The sequence below is a fragment of the Pseudomonas frederiksbergensis genome (genome assembly GCF_001874645.1).
In the GTDB taxonomy this organism is placed as follows: domain Bacteria; phylum Pseudomonadota; class Gammaproteobacteria; order Pseudomonadales; family Pseudomonadaceae; genus Aquipseudomonas; species Aquipseudomonas frederiksbergensis_B.
Map to the genome: position 1 here is coordinate 556,376 of NZ_CP017886.1, position 23,146 is coordinate 579,521.

Genomic DNA, 23,146 nt, shown 5'->3' on the forward strand with positions numbered 1-23,146 from the left:
CACGATGAGAGTCGCGCCTGACGATCCTGAAAAAACCGACGGCTTTCTAAAGCCGATTTTTGTGCCAGGTTGTTCGTCAGGCCGGTGGGCCGTTCACGTCATCCGTTGTTCAGCTATCGCAAAACCTGAAGGGTGGTTCGTGGTACTGCAACAACCGCAGGGTCAGGCGTTCAGCGCGTCTGGCCCTGCTTCATACTGCGTATGGTGGGCCGCTAGCGCCCACGCGATCCGCGCCAGCTTGTTAGCCAAGGCACAGGCCACCACGTTCGAGTGGCGTCGCGTCAGCATTGAGCGTACCCAGTCGGCCAAACGGCCGCGCTGGTAGTCCAGCCTTTGCATGTAGACCCGAGCACACTGCACCAGCAATTGCCGTAGGTGCTTGTCACCGCGCTTGCTGATGCCGAGCAAATTCGCCTTGCCACCGGTGCTGTATTGTCTGGGCACCAGACCCACAGACGCGGCGAAGTCGCGACTGCACTTGTACTGTTGGCCGTCGCCCATTTCGACAGCCAACAGGCTGGCGGTGATCGGGCCGACACACGGCATGCTCAGCAGGCGACTGCCCAGATCATCGGCGGCCAGTTGGCTTGCCAGCTCTTTATCCAGTTCCTTGATCTGCTCATCCAGGCAAACGAAGTGATCGTGCAGTTGTTGCAACAGCCCGGTGAGCCGAACCGGCAACTCATGCTCGGCCAAGATACTCGCCAAACGTTTCATGATCGCCAGACCTTTGGGCAGGCTGATACCAAACTCCAACAGGAAACCGTGCATCTGATTGGCGGCTTTGGTGCGGTCGTGCACCAGCGATTCGCGCAGGCGGTGCAGAACGGAAAGAGTCTGCTGGGCCTCGGTTTTAGGCGAGACGAAGCGCATCGACGGACGTGAAGCGGCTTCGCAAATGGCCTCGGCATCCACGAAGTCGTTTTTGTTGCCCTTGACGAAGGGCCGGACGAACTGCGGAGAAATCAGTTTGGCCTGATGCCCCATGGCGATCAGCTGACGAGCGACAAAATGCGCGCCGGCACACGCCTCCATCACCACGGTACAGGCCGGTAGGTTGCCGAAGAACTGCATCATCTGTGGGCGCGAGAGCTTCTTGCGAAACACCTCTCGCCCGGATTTGTCCTGGCCGTGCAGATGGAAACTGTGTTTACCGAGATCGATTCCGATCAGCGCTGACTCGCTCATGATGATGGCCTCCGAAAACAAAACACCCTGCGAAAGCGTAGCCCTCGCAGGGTGTGGGGGTGACCATCTCATTAAACCGGCCGACTCATCATTTGAGTTGGCCGGTTTTTTATTTAACGCAAATCCGCTTACATGTGCGAGATCAGCGCATCGCCGAACGCGGAAGAAGACAGCAGCTTGGCGCCTTCCATCAGACGCTCGAAGTCATAGGTCACGGTCTTGGCCGAGATTGCGCCGTTGGTGCCTTTGATGATCAGGTCGGCCGCTTCGGTCCAGCCCATGTGACGCAGCATCATTTCAGCAGACAGAATCAGCGAACCCGGGTTTACCTGGTCCTTGCCGGCGTACTTCGGTGCAGTGCCGTGGGTCGCTTCGAACATCGCCACGGTGTCGGACAGGTTGGCGCCTGGCGCGATACCGATACCACCGACTTCAGCCGCCAGGGCATCGGACAGGTAGTCACCGTTGAGGTTCAGGGTCGCGATCACATCGTACTCAGCCGGGCGCAGCAGGATCTGCTGGAGCATGGCGTCGGCGATGGCATCCTTGACGATGACGTTCTTGCCGGTTTTCGGGTTCTTGAACTGCATCCACGGGCCACCGTCGAGCAGGGTTGCGCCGAATTCTTCAGCGGCCACTTCGTAGGCCCACTCTTTGAAGGCACCTTCGGTGAACTTCATGATGTTGCCTTTGTGGACGATGGTCAGCGAATCGCGATCATTATCGACAACGTATTGCAGCGCCTTGCGCGCCAGACGCTTGGTGCCTTCCAGGGAAACCGGCTTGACGCCGATACCGCAGTTCTGGTCGAAACGGATCTTGGTGACGCCCATTTCTTCTTTCAGGAACTTGATGACCTTGGTCGCCTCCGGCGAACCGGCCTTCCACTCGATACCCGCGTAGATGTCTTCCGAGTTCTCGCGGAAGATCGTCATGTCGACGTCGCCAGGCTTCTTCACCGGGCTAGGCACGCCTTCGAACCAGCGCACGGGACGCAGACACACATAAAGGTCGAGTTGCTGACGCAGCGCTACGTTGAGGGAACGGATACCGCCACCGACCGGCGTGGTCAGCGGGCCCTTGATGGAAACCACGTAATCCTTGACTGCATCCAGAGTTTCCTGAGGCAGCCAGGTGTCCTGATCGTAAACCTGAGTCGCTTTTTCCCCGGCGTAGACTTCCATCCAGGAAATTTTGCGTTCACCGCCGTAAGCCTTCTTAACAGCAGCATCGACAACCTTGATCATGACCGGGCTGATATCAACGCCAATACCATCACCTTCAATGAAAGGGATGATCGGGTTGTTAGGAACATTGAGAGAATGGTCCGCATTGACGGTGATTTTGTCGCCGACTGCTGGAACCTGAATCTTCTTGTATCCCATGCTGAACTCCATTGTTTGGATTGAACATCTGGCTCGTCCGAGCGTACCCCAGTTAAATCGGCAGGCAAACCCTATGTTCCATCCATCTGCCGCAAAGCTGCACAGTTCGCGACGTACAAGCCTGAAAGCAAAGGGAAAAGCGCCAAACTCAAGCACGGCGAACAACTCTACGCCCCAACACCCTCCTGCGACCTTTAGACCAATGGACGAGAATCGTTGCCTATGAACCATCGGCAGATTGCCAGCCACCTATGTATAATGCCGCCGCTGACCACAGGGTCACGACGGCTGACCTCCTGCTCCTAGATAAATAGCAACGAGATTTTCCGCCCGATAAGCCGGACTGTTACCGCAGTCCACCCGCTTGACGCTCGACTGATGCACCCAACATCACCGCGAAGAAACCTCGACATTCGGCTCATGGATGACTTTGAACGAACGCGCTTACCCGGCGCCCCTCGAGTTTCTGCGCACGCTTTAGCAAAGAAGAGAGTTAATCCGAATATGCCCAACCGCTCGAAGATCATCTATACCTTCACCGACGAAGCCCCAGCCCTCGCCACCTATTCACTGTTGCCTATCGTAGAGGCCTTCACCGCCTCCGCTGATATCGCCGTGGAAACCCGCGATATCTCTCTTGCAGGGCGCATCCTGGCCAGCTTCCCCGAGCAATTGGGTAACAAAGCCGTAGCCGACCACCTCGCCGAACTGGGCGCCCTGGCCGTCACGCCTGAAGCCAACATCATCAAGCTGCCGAACATCAGCGCCTCGGTTCCGCAACTGCAGGCCGCGATCAAAGAGCTGCAAGCCCAGGGCTATGCACTGCCGGACTACCCGGAAACCATCACCAGCGACGCTGACAAGGACGCCAAGTCCCGTTATGACAAGATCAAGGGCAGCGCGGTAAACCCGGTTCTGCGTGAAGGCAACTCCGATCGTCGCGCGCCGTTGTCGGTCAAGAACTACGCTCGCAAGCACCCGCACAAAATGGGTGCCTGGGCAAAAGACTCCAAGTCTCACGTCGCTCACATGAGCACCGGCGATTTCTACGGCAGCGAAAAAGCCGCCCTGATCGACGCCGCTGACGCCGTGAAAATCGAACTGATCGCTCGGGATGGCAGCACCACCGTCCTGAAAGAAAAAACCACCGTGCAAGCCGGTGAGATCCTCGATTGCGCCGTGATGAGCAAAAACGCCCTGCGCAGCTTCATCGCCGCTGAAATCGAAGACGCCAAGCAAAAAGGCGTACTGCTGTCGGTTCACCTGAAAGCCACCATGATGAAGGTCTCCGACCCGATCATGTTCGGCCAGATCGTTGCCGAGTTCTATAAAGACGCCCTGACCAAACACGCTGACGTGCTGGCACAGATCGGCTTCAACCTGAACAACGGCATCGGCGACCTGTACGCCCGCATCAAGGCCCTGCCAGCCGAGCAGCAAGTGCAGATCGAAGCCGATATTCAGGCGGTCTACGCCGCTCGTCCGTCGCTGGCGATGGTCAACTCCGACAAAGGCATCACCAACCTGCACGTGCCGAGCGACGTTATTGTCGACGCCTCGATGCCGGCCATGATCCGTGACTCCGGCAAGATGTGGGGCACCGACGGCCAACTGCACGACACCAAGGCCGTGATCCCGGATCGCTGCTACGCGACCATCTACCAGGCGGTGATCGAAGACTGCAAGCAACACGGCGCCTTCGACCCAACCACCATGGGCAGCGTGCCGAACGTTGGCCTGATGGCGAAAAAAGCCGAGGAGTACGGCTCCCACGACAAGACCTTCCAGATCAAGGCGGATGGTATTGTTCGCGTTTCCGACAGCGCTGGTCGCACGCTGCTGGAGCAGTCGGTTGAAGCCGGCGACATCTTCCGCATGTGCCAGACCAAAGACGCGCCGATCCAGGACTGGGTCAAACTGGCCGTCAACCGTGCTCGCGCAAGCGCAACTCCGGCAATCTTCTGGCTGGACCCAATGCGCGCCCACGACGGCGTAGTGATCGAGAAAGTTCAGGCTTACCTGAAGGATCACGACACGTCCGGCCTGGACATCCGCATCATGTCGCCAGTCGACGCGATGGCCTTCACCCTGGCTCGCACTCGCTCCGGCCTCGACACCATTTCGGTGACCGGCAACGTGCTGCGCGACTACCTGACCGACCTGTTCCCGATCATGGAGCTGGGCACCAGCGCCAAGATGCTGTCGATCGTTCCGCTGATGAATGGCGGCGGCCTGTTCGAAACCGGCGCTGGCGGTTCGGCGCCGAAGCATGTTCAGCAGCTGCTGGAAGAAAACTTCCTGCGCTGGGATTCCCTGGGCGAGTTCCTGGCCCTGGCCGCGTCCCTTGAGCACCTGGGTGTGACGTACAACAACCCTAAGGCGCTGGTACTGGCCAAGACCCTGGATCAGGCCACCGGCCAGTTCCTCGACAACAACAAGTCGCCATCGCGTAAAGTCGGCAACATCGACAACCGCGGCAGCCACTTCTACCTGGCGCTGTACTGGGCTCAAGCCCTGGCTGCCCAGACTGAAGACGCAGCACTGCAAGCACAGTTCAGCCAACTGGCGAAAACCCTGGCCGAGAACGAGGCAACCATCGTTGCCGAGCTCAACGCCGTTCAGGGCAAGCCAGTGGACATCGGCGGTTACTACCACGCCGACGCCGAGCTGATCAGCAAGGCCATGCGCCCAAGCAACACCTTCAACGCGGCGATTGCTGCGCTGGTTTAAGGCTGTAAGGATGCAAAGGAACCCCGGCCCAGTGCCGGGGTTTCTGTTTCTGGTCAAGATCAAAAGATCGCAGCCTACGGCAGCTCCTACACCGCCCCCGTAGGAGCTGCCGAAGGCTGCGATCTTGCCGGGGCTCACTGTTATGATTCACGCCTTCAACCTCTGCGCGGAACACCCATGACCTGGCTACCTCACATCACCGTCGCCACCATCGTCGAAGACAATGGCCGTTTCCTGATGGTCGAAGAACTCAAGGCCGGACGCGCGGTACTCAATCAGCCCGCCGGGCATCTGGACCCGAACGAGACGCTGATCGACGCCGCCATTCGCGAAACCCTCGAAGAAACCGGCTGGGACGTCGAAGCCACTGCCGTGGTGGGCATCTACCTTTACACCGCCCCGAGCAACGGCGTGACCTACCAGCGTGTCTGTTTTGCCGCCAAAACAGTAAAACACCACCCCGACCATCAACTTGACGACGGCATCGTCGGCGCAAAATGGCTGACCCGAGACGAACTCCTGACGCAACGCGACCACTGGCGCAGCGAGCTGATTATTCGCTGTATCGACGATTATCTGAGCGGTAAACTCTTCAGTCTCGAACTGATCCGCCCTTCTCTTTAGCCTTGCAGGCTCGGGCCTGATAGAATCGCGTCCTTTTTCAAGACACTCATTAAATCCCTATGCGTGATCCAGCCCCTTCTGACACACAAAAGAAGCGCGTCATTGTCGGCATGTCCGGCGGCGTGGACTCTTCCGTTTCCGCCCTACTGCTGATCGAGCAGGGTTATCAGGTGGAAGGCCTGTTCATGAAGAACTGGGAAGAGGACGACGGAACGGACTACTGTACCGCCATGGACGACCTGGCGGACGCCCAGGCCGTGTGTGACAAGATTGGCATCAAACTGCACACCGCCAACTTCGCCGCCGAGTACTGGGACAACGTGTTCGAGCACTTCCTGGCCGAATACAAGGCCGGCCGCACGCCGAACCCGGATATCCTGTGCAACCGTGAAATCAAGTTCAAGGCGTTCCTCGACTACGCCATGATGCTCGGCGCCGACCTTATCGCCACCGGCCATTACGTGCGCCGCCGCGACATCGATGGCCGCACCGAATTGCTCAAAGGCCTGGACCCGAACAAAGACCAGAGCTACTTCCTGCACGCCGTGGGTGGCGAGCAGATCGCCAAGACCCTGTTCCCGGTCGGCGAACTGGAAAAACCCGAAGTTCGCGCGATTGCCGAGAAACACGACCTGGCCACCGCGAAGAAGAAAGACTCTACCGGTATCTGCTTTATAGGCGAACGACGCTTCAGCGACTTCCTCAAGCAATACCTGCCGGCACAGCCAGGCGAAATCAAAACCACCGAAGGTGAAGTGATCGGCCGCCACCATGGCCTGATGTACCACACCATCGGCCAGCGTCAGGGCCTGGGCATCGGCGGCTTGAAAGACGCCGGCGACGAACCGTGGTACGTGCTGATCAAGGACCTGGAACACAACGAGCTGATCGTTGGCCAAGGCAATGATCACCCCTACCTATTCTCCCGTGCCCTGCTTGCCTCGGACATTTACTGGGTCAACCCGGTCGACCTGAGCTCGCCACGCAAACTGACGGCGAAAGTCCGCTATCGCCAGAGCGACCAGCCTTGCACCCTGGAAAAAACCGCCAACGGCTACCGCGCCACCTTCGATGACCCGCAGCGCGCGGTCACCCCAGGCCAATCGGTGGTGTTTTACGACGGTGAAATCTGCCTCGGTGGCGGCGTCATCGAAGTCGCCGAACCCTGGAGCAGTAAGGATTCGCGCGCATGAGCCCGACTCAGGAGCAACTGACGGCGCTCGGCGGCGTGTTTCTCGCCGCCGTTCTGGTCGACAAGATCGCCAAGACTGGCCAGGTCACCGAAGCCAGCCTGACCTGCATGCTTGGCAGCTTGTTGATCATCGACCCCAAGGACACGCTGGAGGTCTACGGCGGCGACGATCTCTATCTGCGCGAAGGTTATCGCGCATTGATCGGCGCCCTCGAACGCGACCCGAGCACCTTGCAGCGCGAACCCCTGCGCTACGCCCTGTCGATGCTCGGTCTTGAGCGGCAACTGGCCAAACGCGGCGATATGCTCGAAGTGATCGGCAAGCGCTTGCCGCAGATTCAGTCCCAGGTCGAGCATTTCGGCCCGGCCCATGAAAACGTGATCGCCGCCTGTGGCGCGCTGTATCAGGACACCTTGAGCACCCTGCGCCAACGCATTCAGGTGCACGGCGACATGCGCAACCTGCAACAGCCGAGCAACGCCTCGAAGATCCGCGCGCTGTTACTGGCCGGCATCCGTTCGGCGCGCCTGTGGCGGCAGTTGGGCGGTCATCGCTGGCAGCTGGTGATCAGCCGTCGCAAACTGCTCAAAGAGCTTTATCCGCTGATGCGCAGCAGCTAAACCGCGCCCGCAATCGTAATGTGTAGTCTGTAACGCGTAATACGCTGGTCAGTTGGCAACGGACCGGCGGATTTTTTTCATGTATGATACGCGCCCCATTTCGTTGCCCGACTGTCCGAGAACACCCCATGCAGCTCTCTTCGCTCACTGCGGTTTCCCCTGTTGACGGCCGCTACGCCGGCAGAACCCAGGCCCTGCGCCCAATTTTCAGCGAATACGGCCTGATCCGTGCTCGCGTCCTGGTTGAAGTACGCTGGCTCCAGCGCCTGGCCGCTCACCCTGCCATCGGCGAAGTACCGGCGTTCTCCGCCGAAGCTAACGCGGTGTTGAACACCCTGGCGGAAAACTTCTCTCTGGAACACGCCGAGCGCGTCAAAGAGATCGAGCGCACCACCAACCACGACGTTAAAGCCATTGAGTACCTACTCAAGGAACAGGCTGCCAAGCTGCCTGAGCTGGCCAACGTCAGTGAATTCATCCACTTTGCCTGCACCAGCGAGGACATCAACAACCTGTCCCACGCGCTGATGCTGCGCGAAGGCCGTGATGACGTGATGCTGCCGCTGATGCGCCAGACTGCCGAGGCCATCCGCGAGCTGGCGATCCGCTTCGCCGACGTGCCGATGCTGTCGCGCACCCACGGCCAGCCGGCTTCGCCGACTACCCTGGGCAAAGAGCTGGCGAACGTGGTTTACCGCCTGGAGCGTCAGATCGCTCAAGTCGCTGCCGTACCGCTGCTGGGCAAGATCAACGGCGCTGTCGGCAACTACAACGCTCACATCTCGGCCTACCCGGAAATCGACTGGGAAGCCAACGCCCGCGCCTTCATCGAAGACGAACTGGGCCTGGGCTTCAACCCGTACACCACGCAGATCGAACCGCACGACTACATCGCCGAGCTGTTCGACGCGATCGCGCGCTTCAACACCATCCTGATCGACTTCGACCGCGATATCTGGGGCTACATCTCCCTGGGCTACTTCAAGCAGCGCACCATTGCCGGCGAAATCGGTTCCTCGACCATGCCGCACAAGGTCAACCCGATCGACTTCGAAAACTCCGAAGGCAACCTGGGTATCGCCAACGCACTGTTCCAGCACCTGGCGAGCAAACTGCCGATCTCCCGCTGGCAGCGCGACCTGACTGACTCCACCGTACTGCGCAACCTCGGTGTCGGCTTCGCCCACAGCGTGATCGCGTACGAAGCAAGTCTCAAGGGAATCAGCAAGTTAGAGCTCAATGCTCAGAAGATTTCTGCGGACCTGGACGCGTGCTGGGAAGTCTTGGCCGAGCCAATTCAGACCGTGATGCGTCGCTACAACATTGAAAACCCGTACGAAAAGCTGAAAGAACTGACTCGCGGCAAGGGCATCAGCCCTGAAGCACTGCAGACTTTCATCGATGCACTGGACATGCCTGCCGAGGCCAAGGCGGAGCTGAAAAAGCTCACCCCGGCCAACTACATCGGCAACGCCGTGGCACAAGCCAAACGCATCTGATCGACCGCTTGACCCTTTGAGACGCCCGGCAGCGCCGGGCGTTTTTATTCCCGTCTGAAAAGTGCTTTTTTTCAATAGGTTACACATGAATCCTGATATTCCTCTTCAACTTCTGGGCGGCATCACGGCACGGGAGTTCCTGCGCGACTACTGGCAGAAAAAACCGTTGCTGATCCGCCAGGCGATCCCTGACTTCGAAAGCCCGATCGACGCCGACGAACTGGCCGGCCTGGCACTGGAAGAAGAAGTCGAATCGCGACTGGTCATCGAGCACGGCGAGCGTCCTTGGGAACTGCGTCGCGGCCCGTTCGCCGAAGACGAATTCAGCAAGCTGCCAGAGCGCGAGTGGACCCTGCTGGTGCAGGCTGTCGATCAGTTCGTGCCGGAAGTCAGCGAGCTGCTGGAGCACTTCCGCTTCCTGCCGAGCTGGCGCATCGACGACGTGATGATCAGCTTCGCCGCCCCCGGTGGCAGCGTTGGTCCGCACTTCGATAACTACGACGTGTTCCTCCTGCAAGGCCATGGCAAGCGCAACTGGAAAATCGGCCAGATGTGCGATTCCGACAGCCCGCTGCTGCAGCATGCCGACCTGCGCATCCTCGCCGACTTCGAAGCCACCGACGAGTGGACCCTGGAGCCGGGCGACATGCTCTACCTGCCGCCGCGCCTGGCCCACTGCGGCGTGGCCGTCGATGACTGCATGACCTACTCGGTCGGTTTCCGCGCACCAAGCGCCGCTGAAGTGTTGACCCACTTCACCGACTTCCTCAGCCAGTTCCTGCCTGACGAAGAGCGCTACACCGATGCCGACGCACAGCCAGCGATCGACCCGCACCAGATCCAGCATGATGCGCTCGATCGCTTGAAAAGCCTGCTGGCCGAGCACATGAGCGACGAGCGCCTGTTGCTGACCTGGTTCGGCCAATTCATGACCGAGCCACGCTACCCGGAACTGGTGGTTGGCCCGGAACTGGAAGAGGACGATCTGCTGAGCAGTCTTGAACAAGGCGCCGTGTTGATTCGCAATCCAAGCGCGCGCCTGGCCTGGTCCGAAGTCGACGACGACCTGCTGCTGTTCGCCAGTGGCCAGAGCCGTTATCTGCCGGGCAAGCTGCGCGAACTGCTGAAAATGATTTGCGCCGCCGATGCGCTGCACGTCGACAACCTTGGCCAATGGCTGAGCGATGAAGACGGCCGCAACCTGCTGTGCGAACTGGTCAAGCAAGGTAGCCTGGGATTTGCCGATGAATAAGATTCACGTACGTGTCGCAGACTGGCAAAAGGAAAACGCCGAGATCCGGCGCATTCGTGAAGCGGTGTTCATCGCCGAGCAATCCGTTCCACCCGAACTGGAATGGGATGCCGACGATGCAAGCGCCGTGCATTTCCTCGCATTCGAAGGCGACTTTCCGATTGGCACCGCCCGCCTGCTGCCCGATGGTCACATCGGCCGGGTTTCGGTACTCAAGGACTGGCGCGGCCTGAAGGTCGGCGACAAACTGATGCAAGCCGTGATCGGTGAAGCCGAGAAACGCGGGCTCAAGCAGCAGATGCTGAGTGCGCAGGTGCAGGCGACTGCATTCTACGAGCGTTTGGGCTTCAGTATTGTCAGTGAGGAATTCCTGGAAGCAGGGATTCCGCATGTCGACATGGTGCGCGGCTCCTGAAGATCAAAAGATCGCAGCCTGCGGCAGCTCCTACGAGAGTACGCAAAGTTCTGTAGGAGCTGCCGCAGGCTGCGATCTTTTTGAAGAACACCACAAAACGCCTCGACATTTTCAGATGTCGGGGCGTTTTGCTGTCTACGATTCAACTTGCCCCACCGCAGGCCGACAAACTGGCAATATCAAGCCTTTGATCGCGGAGATAACGGACATGTCCCTACGCACCCTGCTTACCACGCTGCTGCTGACCTGCAGTTTTTCGGTCGTCGCCGCCACCGAAGTGGTGCAACTCAACAATCGCACCAGCGCCGACCTGCTGCCGGTTGCGCAGAACTTTATCGGCAGGGACGGCAAGGTCAGTGCCTACGGCAACCAACTGATCGTCAACGCCGAACCCGACAAGATCGACGAACTCAAAGCCTTGATCGCGCAGCTCGACACCGTACCCAAGCGCCTCCTGATCACTGTCGACACCAACGAAAACAACCAGCACAACAACGCCGATCAGCAAACGCAGATCATCACCTACAGCACCTACAGCACCGACAGCCGCGAAGGCGGCATCCAGCAGGTCCAGACCAGCGAAGGCACACCGGCGCTGATCCAGGTTGGCCAGAGCGTGCCGCTGACCAACACCCAGACCGATGCCTACGCCGCCCTGCCAAACCAGGGCAGCACCTCCCGCCAGCCGCAAACCCAGCCCCAGACCAACACCTCCGGCCAGTCGCAAAACCCGGCCAACAACTACGCTCACCTGCAAAGCCAGACCCAGTACCGCAACGTCACCCAGGGCTTCTACGTCACCGCCAGCGTCACCGGCAACATCGTTCATCTGGCAATCAGCACCAACCGTGACCGCATGAGCCAGGAACGTCCCGATGTAGTGAACGTGCAAAGCACCGACACAACCGTCAGCGGCCGCCTGGGCGAGTGGATCACGCTGGCCGGCGTCAACCGCCAGACGCAAGCCGACAAACAGGCCATGAGCCGCAGCTACTCTACTCAGGGACGGGATGACATGACATTGCGAGTAAAAGTCGACGCCCTGGACTAACACACCAATAACTGACTGATTAGTCGCATTAGACTAAAGATGTAGTGCCTTAAAAAAAGCACTACAAAATGTTTGACGAGCCAAAAAAGCAAAGGCATGATGGCCTCGCTCCCGCTAATCAGGGGCCCTGGCAAGGGCCTTCGGATCGCGCTCTAACCTTACCAACCTGAGCCGATTCGTGTCTGTACCGCCCACAAGGTGTGTTTGACGAGGTTGCGACTGGAACGAAGTTGTCCCGAGGGACGGAAGCGTAATAGGTAGCCCGGCAACACACTGATGATCGTATAAAGGCCCACGACGCCCGAATGCGCCCGCCAGTTCGCCCTTACCTGCTCAGCTTTCATCCTCGAGCCCATCGTTCATCCCGTCGCATTCCCCGCCATATCCGACTTGACCGCCTAAGCTTCTGGTCAGCGAGCAGCCTTTTACGCCTGTCTAAATATGCGCAATGGGCACGCAGGAATTTTCCACCGCAGAACTAATTTCCATACAAGACGCGACGAGGTTTATCTCCATGGCACTGACACGCGAACAGCAAATTGCAGCCCTTGAAAAAGACTGGGCTGAAAACCCACGCTGGAAAGGCGTGACACGCGCTTACTCCGCTGCTGACGTCGTCCGTCTGCGTGGCTCGGTTCAACCTGAGCACACCTTTGCAAAATTGGGCGCCGAGAAGCTCTGGAACCTGGTTACCCAGGGCGCCAAGCCATCCTTCCGCCCTGAGAAAGACTTCGTCAACTGCATGGGCGCCCTGACTGGCGGCCAGGCTGTACAACAAGTTAAAGCCGGTATCCAGGCGATCTACCTGTCGGGCTGGCAGGTTGCTGCAGACAACAACTCTGCAGAATCGATGTACCCGGACCAGTCGCTGTACCCGGTCGACTCCGTGCCGACCGTGGTCAAACGCATCAACAACTCGTTCCGTCGTGCTGACCAGATCCAGTGGAAAGCCGGCAAGAACCCGGGCGACGAAGGCTATATCGACTACTTCGCACCGATCGTTGCCGACGCTGAAGCCGGTTTCGGTGGCGTTCTGAACGCCTACGAACTGATGAAGAGCATGATCGAAGCAGGCGCTGCCGGCGTTCACTTCGAAGACCAACTGGCTTCCGTGAAAAAATGCGGCCACATGGGCGGCAAGGTACTGGTTCCAACCCAGGAAGCTGTACAGAAGCTGACCGCTGCTCGTCTGGCGGCTGACGTTGCCGGTACTCCGACCATCATCCTGGCCCGCACCGACGCTAACGCGGCTGACCTGCTGACGTCCGACTGCGACCCGTACGACCAGCCATTCGTGACAGGCGAGCGCACCCAGGAAGGCTTCTATAAAGTACGCGCCGGCCTGGACCAGGCTATCGCTCGTGGCCTGGCCTACGCGCCGTACGCCGACCTGATCTGGTGCGAAACTGCCAAGCCAGACCTGGACGAAGCCCGTCGCTTCGCTGAAGCGATCAAAAAGGAATACCCGGACCAACTGCTGTCGTACAACTGCTCGCCGTCCTTCAACTGGAAGAAAAACCTGGACGACGCGACCATCGCCAAGTTCCAGCGCGAACTGTCCGCCATGGGCTACAAGCACCAGTTCATCACCCTGGCCGGCATTCACAACATGTGGCACAGCATGTTCAACCTGGCGCACGACTACGCCCGCAACGACATGACTGCCTACGTGAAGCTGCAAGAGCAGGAGTTCGCTGACGCTGCCAAGGGTTACACCTTTGTGGCTCACCAGCAGGAAGTGGGCACCGGTTACTTCGACGACATGACCACCGTAATTCAGGGCGGCTCGTCTTCGGTTACCGCGCTGACCGGTTCCACCGAAGAAGAACAGTTCCACTGATCCGATTCGCCTGAGCAAACGGCCCCACCGGACCGAGTAAAAAGCTAACCGGAATGCCGCACATCTGACGCCCCGACTGGTTCGGGGCGTTTTTTTTGCGCGCGATTTCACGGACATCAACCCCCCGTAGCAGCTGCCGAAGGCTGCGTTCGGCCGCGTAGCGGTCGTAAAACCATTCACCGCGAATTTTCAGACTCACCGTGTTGGCGAGCGCTGCGCACTCGAACGCAGCCTTCGGCAACTGCTACGGGGGGCACGTGTACGTCTGGAGCAGCGAGGAAAAACATTGATCCAACGCGGTGCATTGATCGGAAAAACAGGGTAAAACGACCCCGCACGCTACTTGCAGTAGCCGGCATCTAAGCGCAACTTTCCAGCCACCACCCCGAATAACAGTTCAAAAATCACCCCAAACAATATTGATTATCATTTGATGCCAATCATGTTCGTTACAACCCGCACGAAACATTATTGACAAAACCCCGGCTAATGCCCGTAACGCATGGGCTGCAGGGCTTTGGAGGTGCGCTATGTCCTTATTCTTATAAATAATTTCGCTATAGGAATTTTACTTGCTCGGTGTTTAGCCATAAAATCACCGCGATTGATTGCTGCGACATATCGTCACTGCTTTATTTCTTTTCAAGCTCAGAGACCTTTGCTCTCTGTTAAGGATTACCAGCATGCCCGAAGCGACAGGACTCATGGCCCACAACTGGGGCTTTGCCATTTTCCTTCTGGGTGTCGGCGGCCTTTGCGCCTTCATGCTCGGCGTCTCCAGCCTCCTCGGGTCAAAAGCCTGGGGCCGCAGCAAAAACGAACCGTTCGAGTCCGGCATGCTACCTACCGGTGGCGCCCGCTTGCGGCTCTCAGCCAAATTCTATCTGGTCGCGATGCTCTTCGTGATCTTCGATATCGAAGCCCTATTTCTCTTTGCCTGGTCTGTGTCCGTCCGCGAAAGCGGCTGGACCGGATTCGTCGAAGCTCTCGTTTTCATAGCAATTCTGTTGGCAGGTCTTGTCTACCTATTTCGAGTGGGCGCCCTTGATTGGGCTCCGGAAGCTCGTCGTAAGCGGCAAGCGAAGCTGAAACAATGAGGCTTTGGCGATGCAATACAATCTCACCAGGATCGACCCGGATGCTCCTAACGAGCAGTACCCGATCGGCGAACGGGAAACCGTTTCCGATCCGTTAGAAGATCAAGTCCACAAAAACATTTTCATGGGCAAGCTCGAAGACGTGCTGAACGGCACGATCAACTGGGGGCGTAAGAACTCCCTGTGGCCGTATAACTTCGGTCTTTCATGCTGCTACGTGGAAATGACTACCGCCTTCACGGCGCCCCACGACATCGCGCGCTTTGGCGCCGAGGTTATCCGGGCATCGCCGCGTCAGGCGGATTTCATGGTTATTGCCGGAACCTGCTTCATCAAGATGGCGCCGATCATTCAGCGTCTCTACGAGCAGATGCTCGAACCGAAGTGGGTTATCTCCATGGGTTCGTGCGCCAACTCCGGTGGCATGTATGACATCTACTCCGTCGTTCAAGGGGTGGACAAGTTCCTGCCCGTGGACGTCTACGTGCCTGGCTGCCCGCCCCGCCCTGAAGCTTTTCTGCAAGGCTTGATGCTGTTGCAGGAGTCGATTGGCCAGGAGCGTCGCCCACTTTCCTGGGTCGTTGGCGATCAAGGCGTTTACCGCGCCGAGATGCCATCGCAAAAGGAACAGCGCCGCGAACAGCGTATTCAGGTAACCAACCTGCGCAGCCCCGACGAAGTCTGATCCAGATCTGTTCTTACAAAGAAACGAGAAACTGGCTTCATTCTTTACGTTGACCGAAAGCGATAAAAAAACCATGACTACAGGCAGTGCTCTGTACATCCCGCCTTACAAGGCAGACGACCAGGATGTGGTCGTCGAATTGAACAATCGTTTTGGCCCTGAGGCGTTCAGCGCCCAAGCCACCCGCACCGGCATGCCGGTGCTTTGGGTTGCCCGTGCCAAACTCGTCGAAGTCCTGACCTTCCTGCGCAACCTGCCCAAGCCGTACGTCATGCTCTATGACCTGCACGGCGTGGACGAGCGTCTGCGCACCAAGCGCCAGGGTTTGCCGAGCGGCGCCGACTTCACTGTGTTCTATCACTTGATGTCGATCGAGCGTAATAGTGACGTAATGATCAAGGTCGCCTTGTCCGAGAGCGACCTCAGCTTGCCGACCGTGACCGGTATCTGGCCGAACGCCAACTGGTACGAGCGTGAAGTGTGGGACATGTACGGCATCAACTTTGCCGGCCACCCGCACCTGACCCGCATCATGATGCCGCCGACCTGGGAAGGTCACCCGCTGCGCAAGGACTTCCCGGCCCGTGCCACCGAGTTCGACCCGTACAGCCTGACCCTGGCCAAGCATCAGCTGGAAGAAGAATCTGCGCGCTTCAAGCCTGAAGACTGGGGCATGAAGCGTTCCGGCGCCAATGAGGACTACATGTTCCTCAACCTGGGCCCGAACCACCCTTCCGCTCACGGTGCGTTCCGCATCATCCTGCAACTGGACGGCGAAGAGATCGTCGACTGCGTGCCGGACGTCGGCTACCACCACCGTGGCGCCGAGAAGATGGCCGAGCGTCAGTCCTGGCACAGCTTCATTCCGTACACCGACCGTATCGACTACCTCGGCGGCGTGATGAACAACCTGCCGTACGTGCTCTCGGTCGAGAAGCTGGCCGGCATCAAAGTGCCAGAGAAGGTCGACGTCATCCGCATCATGATGGCCGAGTTCTTCCGGATCACCAGCCACCTGCTGTTCCTGGGGACTTACATCCAGGACGTTGGCGCCATGACCCCGGTGTTCTTTACCTTCACCGACCGCCAGAAGGCGTACACGGTGATCGAAGCCATCACCGGCTTCCGCCTGCACCCGGCCTGGTACCGCATCGGCGGCGTTGCTCACGACCTGCCGCGCGGCTGGCAAAAACTGGTCAAAGACTTCGTCGAGTGGATGCCAAAACGTCTGGACGAATACCAGAAAGCCGCATTGGACAACAGCATCCTGCGTGGCCGGACCATCGGCGTCGCCGCCTACAACACCAAAGAGGCCCTGGAATGGGGCGTCACCGGTGCAGGCTTGCGTTCGACCGGTTGCGATTTCGACCTGCGTAAGGCCCGTCCGTACTCCGGCTACGAGAACTTCGAATTCGAAGTGCCGCTGGCGGCCAATGGCGATGCCTATGATCGTTGCATTGTGCGCGTGGAAGAAATGCGCCAGAGCATCAAGATCATCGACCAGTGCCTGCGCAACATGCCGGAAGGCCCGTACAAGGCGGATCACCCGCTGACCACGCCGCCGCCGAAAGAGCGCACGCTGCAGCACATCGAGACCTTGATCACGCACTTCCTGCAAGTTTCGTGGGGCCCGGTCATGCCGGCCAACGAATCCTTCCAGATGATCGAAGCGACCAAGGGCATCAACAGTTATTACCTGACGAGCGATGGCGGCACCATGAGCTACCGCACCCGGATTCGCACCCCAAGCTTCCCGCACCTGCAACAGATCCCTTCGGTGATCAAAGGCAGCATGGTCGCGGACTTGATCGCGTACCTGGGTAGTATCGATTTCGTTATGGCCGACGTGGACCGCTAAGCATGAATAGCACGCTTATCCAGACAGACCGTTTCGCCCTGAGCGAAACCGAGCGCTCGGCCATCGAGCACGAGCTGCATCACTACGAAGACCCGCGCGCGGCGTCGATCGAAGCCCTGAAGATCGTCCAGAAGGAACGTGGCTGGGTTCCTGACGGCGCGCTCTACGCCATCGGCGAAATCCTCGGCATCCCGGCCAGCGACGTTGAAGGCGTGGCGACGTTCTATAGCCAGATTTTCCGTCAGCCCGTCGGTCGTCACATCATTCGCGTCTGCGACAGCATGGTCTGCTACATCGGTGGCCACGAGTCGGTGGTCAGCGAAATCCAGAGCAAGCTGGGCATCGGCCTGGGTCAAACCACCGCCGACGGTCGTTTCACCCTGCTGCCGGTCTGCTGCCTCGGCAACTGCGACAAGGCGCCGGCGTTGATGATCGACGACGACACATTCGGTGATGTGCAGCCTGCTGGCGTTGCCAAATTGCTCGAGGGCTACGTATGACCCTGACTTCCTTCGGCCCTGCCAACCGCATCAAGCGCAGTGCAGAGACCCATCCGCTGACCTGGCGTCTGCGTGACGACGGCGAGGCAGTCTGGCTCGACGAGTACCAGGCCAAGAACGGCTATGCGGCAGCGCGTAAAGCCTTCGCCGACCTGTCGCAGGACGATATCGTCCAGACCGTCAAGGACGCAGGCCTCAAGGGTCGCGGCGGCGCGGGCTTCCCCACTGGCGTGAAGTGGGGCCTGATGCCCAAAGACGAATCCATCGACATCCGCTACCTGCTGTGCAACGCGGACGAGATGGAACCCAACACCTGGAAAGACCGCATGCTGATGGAGCAACTGCCCCATCTGCTGATCGAAGGCATGCTGATCAGTGCTCGCGCACTGAAAACCTACCGTGGCTACATCTTCCTGCGTGGCGAATACACCACCGCCGCCAAGCACCTGAACCGTGCCGTGGAAGAAGCCAAGGCAGCGGGCCTGCTGGGCAAGAACATTCTGGGCAGCGGTTTCGATTTCGAACTGTTCGTCCACACCGGCGCCGGGCGTTACATCTGCGGTGAAGAAACCGCACTGATCAACTCCCTCGAAGGCCGCCGCGCCAACCCGCGCTCCAAGCCGCCCTTCCCTGCCGCCGTTGGCGTGTGGGGCAAGCCGACGTGCGTGAACAACGTTGAAACCCTGTGTAACGTGCCGGCGATCATTGCCGACGGCGTGGACTGGTACAAATCGTTGGCGCGCGAAGGCAGTGAAGACATGGGCACCAAGCTCATGGGCTTCTCCGGCAAGGTCAAGAACCCGGGCCTGTGGGAATTGCCATTCGGCGTCACCGGTCGCGAGCTGTTTGAAGACTACGCCGGCGGCATGCGCGACGGCTTCAAGCTCAAGTGCTGGCAGCCTGGCGGCGCCGGCACCGGCTTCCTGTTGCCGGAACACCTGGACGCACAAATGTACGCCGGCGGCATCGCCAAAGTGGGCACTCGCATGGGTACCGGCCTGGCCATGGCGGTGGACGACAGCGTCAACATGGTGTCCCTGCTGCGCAACATGGAAGAGTTCTTCGCCCGTGAGTCGTGCGGTTTCTGCACCCCGTGTCGTGACGGTTTGCCGTGGAGCGTCAAGCTTCTGCGCGCCATCGAGAACGGTGAAGGGCAAGCCGGCGACATCGAGACCCTGCTGGGTCTGGTCGGTTTCCTCGGCCCAGGCAAGACCTTCTGTGCTCACGCACCGGGTGCCGTGGAGCCATTGGGCAGTGCCATCAAGTACTTCCGTCCAGAGTTCGAAGCCGGCATCGCGCCCACCCGCGCCGCCGTCCCGCCTCTGGCAAGGCCGATCGTAGTCGGCGCTTAACGCTTAAAAAAGGCGAACGGTCCGTGCCGTTCGCCTTTCGTCCGATGACGCCTTTTCAGGCTGTTTGGATTCGGACGGATAACAAGATTCCATTAGCCACGCCCGCTGACACCGGGCCAACGAAGAACTTTGAACCATGGCCACTATCCACGTAGACGGCAAAGAGCTCGAAGTCGATGGGGCAGACAACCTGTTACAGGCATGTCTGTCGCTAGGCCTCGATATCCCTTATTTCTGCTGGCACCCCGCCCTCGGCAGCGTTGGCGCTTGCCGCCAGTGCGCAGTCAAGCAATACACCGACGAGAACGACAAGCGTGGTCGTATCGTCATGTCCTGCATGACCCCTGCGACCGACGGCAGCTGGATCTCCATCGATGACGAAGAAGCCAAAGTGTTTCGCGCAAGCGTCGTCGAATGGCTGATGACCAACCACCCGCACGACTGCCCCGTGTGCGAGGAAGGCGGTCACTGCCACCTGCAAGACATGACGGTAATGACCGGCCACAACGAGCGCCGTTACCGCTTCACCAAGCGTACCCACCAGAACCAGCAACTGGGCCCGTTCATTTCCCACGAAATGAACCGCTGCATCGCCTGCTATCGCTGCGTACGCTTCTATAAAGACTACGCTGGCGGTACTGACCTCGGTGTATTCGGCGCCCACGACAACGTGTACTTCGGTCGCGTTGAAGACGGCACCCTCGAAAGCGAATTCTCCGGCAACCTCACCGAGGTCTGCCCGACCGGTGTGTTCACCGACAAGACTCACTCCGAGCGCTACAACCGTAAATGGGACATGCAGTTCTCGCCGAGCATCTGCCATGGCTGCTCCAGCGGTTGCAACATCAGCCCGGGTGAGCGTTACGGTGAGCTGCGTCGCATCGAAAACCGTTTCAACGGTTCGGTGAACCAGTACTTCCTGTGCGACCGTGGCCGTTTCGGCTATGGCTACGTCAACCGCGAAGATCGCCCACGTCAGCCACTGCTGGCAGGCGGCGCGAAGCTGAGCCTCGACGAAGCGCTGGATAAAGCCGCTGACCTGCTGCGCGGTCGCAACATCGTCGGTATCGGTTCGCCGCGTGCCAGCCTTGAAAGCAACTACGCCCTGCGCGAGCTGGTCGGTGCCGAGCACTTCTACTCGGGTATCGAAGCGTCCGAGCTTGAGCGCATTCGTCTGGTCATGCAGGTGTTGAAAGACAGCCCGCTGCCAATCCCGAACATGCGCGACATCGAAGACCACGATGCAATTTTCGTCCTCGGTGAAGACCTGACCCAGACCGCTGCGCGTATGGCCCTGGCCTTGCGTCAATCGGTCAAAGGCAAAGCCGAAGACATGGCCGACGCGATGCGCGTTCAGCCTTGGCTCGACGCTGCGGTGAAAAACATCGGTCAGCACGCGCTGAACCCGCTGTTTATCGCCAGCCTGGCTGAAACCAAGCTCGACGACGTTGCTGAAGAATGCGTTCACGCCGCTCCAGACGACCTGGCACGTATCGGTTTCGCCGTGGCTCACGCCCTCGACGCCAGTGCTCCAGCCGTTGAAGGCCTGGACAGCGAAGCCCTCGAACTGGCTCAGCGCATCGCCAACGCCTTGCTCGCTGCCAAACGTCCACTGATCATCGCCGGTACTTCGCTGGGCTCCAAAGCGCTGATCGAGGCGGCTGCAAACATTGCGAAGGCCCTGAAACTGCGCGAGAAAAACGGTTCCATCAGCCTGATCGTGCCAGAGGCCAACAGCCTCGGCCTGGCCATGCTCGGTGGCGAATCGGTCGACGCAGCCCTGCAAGCGGTGATCTCTGGTCGCGCCGACGCCATCGTGGTGCTGGAAAACGATCTGTACACCCGCACTGACAAAGCCCGTGTCGATGCTGCCCTGACCGCTGCCAAAGTCGTGATCGTTGCCGACCATCAGAAAACCGCTACCAGCGATCGTGCGCACCTGGTTCTGCCAGCCGCCAGCTTCGCTGAAGGCGACGGTACGCTGGTCAGCCAGGAAGGTCGCGCCCAGCGCTTCTTCCAGGTCTTCGACCCGACTTACCTCGATGCGAGCATCCTGGTTCACGAGGGCTGGCGCTGGCTGCATGCCCTGCGTGCGACCCTGCTGAACCAGCCGATCGACTGGACCCAGCTGGACCACGTCACCGCTGCCTGCGCTTCGAGCAACTCGCAACTGGCCGGTATCGTCAACGCCGCGCCGTCCGCTTCGTTCCGGATCAAAGGCCTGAAACTGGCTCGCGAACCGCTGCGTTACAGCGGCCGGACCGCCATGCGCGCCGACATCAGCGTGCACGAGCCGCGTACTTCCCAGGACAACGACACTGCATTCTCGTTTTCCATGGAAGGTTACTCGGGCTCCGTCGAACCGCGTCAGCAAGTGCCATTTGCCTGGTCTCCGGGCTGGAACTCGCCGCAAGCCTGGAACAAGTTCCAGGACGAAGTCGGTGGTCACCTGCGTGCCGGTGATCCAGGTACTCGCCTGATCGAAAGCCAGGGTGATTCGCTGAACTGGTTCGCCAGCGTTCCGCGTGCATTCAACCCGGCTCAAGGCACCTGGCAGGTTGTGCCGTTCTATCACCTGTTCGGCAGCGAAGAGAACTCTTCGAAAGCCGCGCCGGTCCAGGAACGCATTCCGGCCGCTTACGTGTCGCTGGCCAAGTCCGAAGCCGATCGCCTGGGCGTCAATGACGGTGCCATGCTGAGCTTGAACGTTGCCGGCCAGACCCTGCGTCTGCCGCTGCGCATCAACGAAGCGCTGGGTGCTGGTCTGGTGGCGTTGCCTGCGGGTATCGCCGGCATTCCGCCGGCCATCTTCGGCACATCCGTTGACGGTCTGCAGGAGGCAGCGCAATGACCTGGTTCACTCCTGAAGTGATCGACATCATCATCGCGGTGCTCAAAGCCATCGTGATTCTGCTCGCCGTCGTGGTGTGCGGCGCGCTGTTGAGCTGGGTCGAGCGTCGTTTGCTCGCCCTCTGGCAGGACCGTTACGGTCCGAACCGCGTCGGCCCGTTCGGCGCGTTCCAGATCGCCGCCGACATGATCAAGATGTTCTTCAAGGAAGACTGGACGCCGCCGTTCGCCGACAAGGTGATCTTCACCCTGGCGCCGGTCGTGGCCATGAGCGCCTTGCTGATTGCCTTCGCGATCATCCCGATCACCCCGACCTGGGGTGTCGCGGACCTGAACATCGGCATTCTGTTCTTCTTCGCCATGGCCGGTCTGTCGGTCTACGCGGTGCTGTTCGCCGGCTGGTCGAGTAACAACAAGTTCGCCCTGCTGGGCAGCTTGCGGGCCTCGGCACAAACCGTGTCGTACGAAGTGTTCATGGGCCTGTCGTTGATGGGCATCGTGATCCAGGTCGGCTCGTTCAACATGCGCGACATCGTTGATTACCAGGCCCAGCACCTGTGGTTCGTCATTCCGCAGATCTTCGGTTTCCTGACCTTCTTCATTGCTGGCGTCGCCGTGACTCACCGTCACCCGTTCGACCAGCCGGAAGCGGAGCAGGAACTGGCCGACGGTTACCACATTGAATACGCCGGCATGAAATGGGGCATGTTCTTCGTCGGCGAGTACATCGGCATCGTGTTGATTTCGGCGCTGCTGGTGACCTTGTTCTTCGGTGGCTGGCACGGTCCGTTCGGCATTCTGCCGCAGATCCCGTTCATCTGGTTCGCACTGAAAACCGCGTTCTTCATCATGTTCTTCATTCTGCTGCGCGCCTCGATCCCGCGCCCGCGGTATGACCAAGTGATGGACTTCAGCTGGAAGTTCTGCCTGCCGCTGACCCTCGTCAACATGCTGGTGACCGCTGCGATCGTGTTGCTCAACACGCCCGCCATCGCGGCTCAGTGAGG

At 59.4% G+C, this 23,146-nt stretch carries 18 protein-coding genes; 16 read left to right on the plus strand and 2 right to left on the minus strand.

Features of this window, described 5'->3' with window-relative positions; genetic code table 11:
- Positions 1-162 precede the first annotated feature (162 nt).
- Together BLL42_RS02785 and icd are read right to left on the minus strand one after the other, a co-directional pair.
- Positions 163-1,188: an IS110 family RNA-guided transposase gene (locus BLL42_RS02785; RefSeq protein WP_071550690.1), complete on the minus strand. Its 1,026-nt coding sequence runs from the start codon at positions 1,186-1,188 to the stop codon at positions 163-165.
- 128 nt (positions 1,189-1,316) lie between these two features.
- Entirely contained in the window at positions 1,317-2,573 is a 1,257-nt protein-coding gene (icd, locus tag BLL42_RS02790) for an NADP-dependent isocitrate dehydrogenase (protein ID WP_071550691.1), read from the minus strand.
- A gap of 504 nt (positions 2,574-3,077) precedes the next feature.
- Between icd and BLL42_RS02800 the strand changes: the two genes are divergently transcribed.
- From BLL42_RS02800 to nuoH, 16 genes are all read left to right on the plus strand, one after another.
- Entirely contained in the window at positions 3,078-5,303 is a 2,226-nt protein-coding gene (locus BLL42_RS02800; protein WP_071550692.1) for an NADP-dependent isocitrate dehydrogenase, read from the plus strand.
- A 177-nt stretch (positions 5,304-5,480) separates the two neighbouring features.
- Entirely contained in the window at positions 5,481-5,927 is a 447-nt protein-coding gene (locus BLL42_RS02805) for an NUDIX hydrolase (RefSeq protein WP_071550693.1), read from the plus strand.
- Between the two features lie 59 nt (positions 5,928-5,986).
- Positions 5,987-7,120, plus strand: coding sequence for a tRNA 2-thiouridine(34) synthase MnmA (mnmA, locus tag BLL42_RS02810; RefSeq protein ID WP_071550694.1), 1,134 nt, complete (start codon positions 5,987-5,989; stop codon positions 7,118-7,120).
- A complete protein-coding gene (gene hflD / locus BLL42_RS02815; RefSeq protein WP_071550695.1) occupies positions 7,117-7,740 on the plus strand; it encodes a high frequency lysogenization protein HflD in 624 nt (207 codons plus the stop codon). Before mnmA ends, hflD begins: the two co-directional genes overlap by 4 nt.
- Positions 7,741-7,868: 128 nt before the next feature.
- Entirely contained in the window at positions 7,869-9,239 is a 1,371-nt protein-coding gene (purB, locus tag BLL42_RS02820) for an adenylosuccinate lyase (protein ID WP_071550696.1), read from the plus strand.
- Between the two features lie 85 nt (positions 9,240-9,324).
- On the plus strand, positions 9,325-10,491 hold the full coding sequence (locus BLL42_RS02825) for a ribosomal protein uL16 3-hydroxylase (protein ID WP_071550697.1): 1,167 nt from the start codon (positions 9,325-9,327) through the stop codon (positions 10,489-10,491).
- Positions 10,484-10,906 carry a GNAT family N-acetyltransferase gene (locus tag BLL42_RS02830; protein ID WP_071550698.1) on the plus strand — a complete coding sequence of 141 codons (423 nt, stop codon included), beginning with the start codon at positions 10,484-10,486 and terminating at the stop codon, positions 10,904-10,906. The genes BLL42_RS02825 and BLL42_RS02830 overlap by 8 nt, the downstream gene beginning before the upstream one ends.
- A 208-nt stretch (positions 10,907-11,114) precedes the next feature.
- Positions 11,115-11,957: a secretin N-terminal domain-containing protein gene (locus BLL42_RS02835; RefSeq protein WP_071550699.1), complete on the plus strand. Its 843-nt coding sequence runs from the start codon at positions 11,115-11,117 to the stop codon at positions 11,955-11,957.
- A gap of 514 nt (positions 11,958-12,471) precedes the next feature.
- Positions 12,472-13,797, plus strand: coding sequence for an isocitrate lyase (gene aceA, locus BLL42_RS02840; protein ID WP_071550700.1), 1,326 nt, complete (start codon positions 12,472-12,474; stop codon positions 13,795-13,797).
- A 683-nt stretch (positions 13,798-14,480) separates the two neighbouring features.
- The gene (locus BLL42_RS02845; RefSeq protein WP_007905050.1) at positions 14,481-14,894 is read left to right on the plus strand and encodes an NADH-quinone oxidoreductase subunit A; all 414 of its coding nucleotides are present in this window, start codon (positions 14,481-14,483) and stop codon (positions 14,892-14,894) included.
- Between the two features lie 10 nt (positions 14,895-14,904).
- The gene (locus BLL42_RS02850; RefSeq protein ID WP_071550701.1) at positions 14,905-15,579 is read left to right on the plus strand and encodes a NuoB/complex I 20 kDa subunit family protein; all 675 of its coding nucleotides are present in this window, start codon (positions 14,905-14,907) and stop codon (positions 15,577-15,579) included.
- A 73-nt stretch (positions 15,580-15,652) separates the two neighbouring features.
- Entirely contained in the window at positions 15,653-17,437 is a 1,785-nt protein-coding gene (gene nuoC / locus BLL42_RS02855) for an NADH-quinone oxidoreductase subunit C/D (RefSeq protein WP_071555686.1), read from the plus strand.
- 2 nt (positions 17,438-17,439) lie between these two features.
- The gene (gene nuoE / locus BLL42_RS02860; protein WP_007970445.1) at positions 17,440-17,937 is read left to right on the plus strand and encodes an NADH-quinone oxidoreductase subunit NuoE; all 498 of its coding nucleotides are present in this window, start codon (positions 17,440-17,442) and stop codon (positions 17,935-17,937) included.
- On the plus strand, positions 17,934-19,289 hold the full coding sequence (gene nuoF / locus BLL42_RS02865) for an NADH-quinone oxidoreductase subunit NuoF (protein ID WP_071550702.1): 1,356 nt from the start codon (positions 17,934-17,936) through the stop codon (positions 19,287-19,289). Before nuoE ends, nuoF begins: the two co-directional genes overlap by 4 nt.
- A gap of 136 nt (positions 19,290-19,425) precedes the next feature.
- A complete protein-coding gene (gene nuoG / locus BLL42_RS02870; RefSeq protein ID WP_071550703.1) occupies positions 19,426-22,140 on the plus strand; it encodes an NADH-quinone oxidoreductase subunit NuoG in 2,715 nt (904 codons plus the stop codon).
- Entirely contained in the window at positions 22,137-23,144 is a 1,008-nt protein-coding gene (nuoH, locus tag BLL42_RS02875) for an NADH-quinone oxidoreductase subunit NuoH (protein WP_071550704.1), read from the plus strand. Before nuoG ends, nuoH begins: the two co-directional genes overlap by 4 nt.
- Positions 23,145-23,146: the final 2 nt, after the last annotated feature.

Excerpts from the sequence above, each read along its gene's own strand:
- BLL42_RS02785 (WP_071550690.1), bottom strand. The coding sequence starts at position 1,188 with ATGAGCGAGTCAGCGCTGATCGGAATCGATCTCGGTAAACACAGTTTC.
- icd (WP_071550691.1), bottom strand. The coding sequence starts at position 2,573 with ATGGGATACAAGAAGATTCAGGTTCCAGCAGTCGGCGACAAAATCACC.
- BLL42_RS02800 (WP_071550692.1), top strand. The coding sequence starts at position 3,078 with ATGCCCAACCGCTCGAAGATCATCTATACCTTCACCGACGAAGCCCCA.
- BLL42_RS02805 (WP_071550693.1), top strand. The coding sequence starts at position 5,481 with ATGACCTGGCTACCTCACATCACCGTCGCCACCATCGTCGAAGACAAT.
- mnmA (WP_071550694.1), top strand. The coding sequence starts at position 5,987 with ATGCGTGATCCAGCCCCTTCTGACACACAAAAGAAGCGCGTCATTGTC.
- hflD (WP_071550695.1), top strand. The coding sequence starts at position 7,117 with ATGAGCCCGACTCAGGAGCAACTGACGGCGCTCGGCGGCGTGTTTCTC.
- purB (WP_071550696.1), top strand. The coding sequence starts at position 7,869 with ATGCAGCTCTCTTCGCTCACTGCGGTTTCCCCTGTTGACGGCCGCTAC.
- BLL42_RS02825 (WP_071550697.1), top strand. The coding sequence starts at position 9,325 with ATGAATCCTGATATTCCTCTTCAACTTCTGGGCGGCATCACGGCACGG.
- BLL42_RS02830 (WP_071550698.1), top strand. The coding sequence starts at position 10,484 with ATGAATAAGATTCACGTACGTGTCGCAGACTGGCAAAAGGAAAACGCC.
- BLL42_RS02835 (WP_071550699.1), top strand. The coding sequence starts at position 11,115 with ATGTCCCTACGCACCCTGCTTACCACGCTGCTGCTGACCTGCAGTTTT.
- aceA (WP_071550700.1), top strand. The coding sequence starts at position 12,472 with ATGGCACTGACACGCGAACAGCAAATTGCAGCCCTTGAAAAAGACTGG.
- BLL42_RS02845 (WP_007905050.1), top strand. The coding sequence starts at position 14,481 with ATGCCCGAAGCGACAGGACTCATGGCCCACAACTGGGGCTTTGCCATT.
- BLL42_RS02850 (WP_071550701.1), top strand. The coding sequence starts at position 14,905 with ATGCAATACAATCTCACCAGGATCGACCCGGATGCTCCTAACGAGCAG.
- nuoC (WP_071555686.1), top strand. The coding sequence starts at position 15,653 with ATGACTACAGGCAGTGCTCTGTACATCCCGCCTTACAAGGCAGACGAC.
- nuoE (WP_007970445.1), top strand. The coding sequence starts at position 17,440 with ATGAATAGCACGCTTATCCAGACAGACCGTTTCGCCCTGAGCGAAACC.
- nuoF (WP_071550702.1), top strand. The coding sequence starts at position 17,934 with ATGACCCTGACTTCCTTCGGCCCTGCCAACCGCATCAAGCGCAGTGCA.
- nuoG (WP_071550703.1), top strand. The coding sequence starts at position 19,426 with ATGGCCACTATCCACGTAGACGGCAAAGAGCTCGAAGTCGATGGGGCA.
- nuoH (WP_071550704.1), top strand. The coding sequence starts at position 22,137 with ATGACCTGGTTCACTCCTGAAGTGATCGACATCATCATCGCGGTGCTC.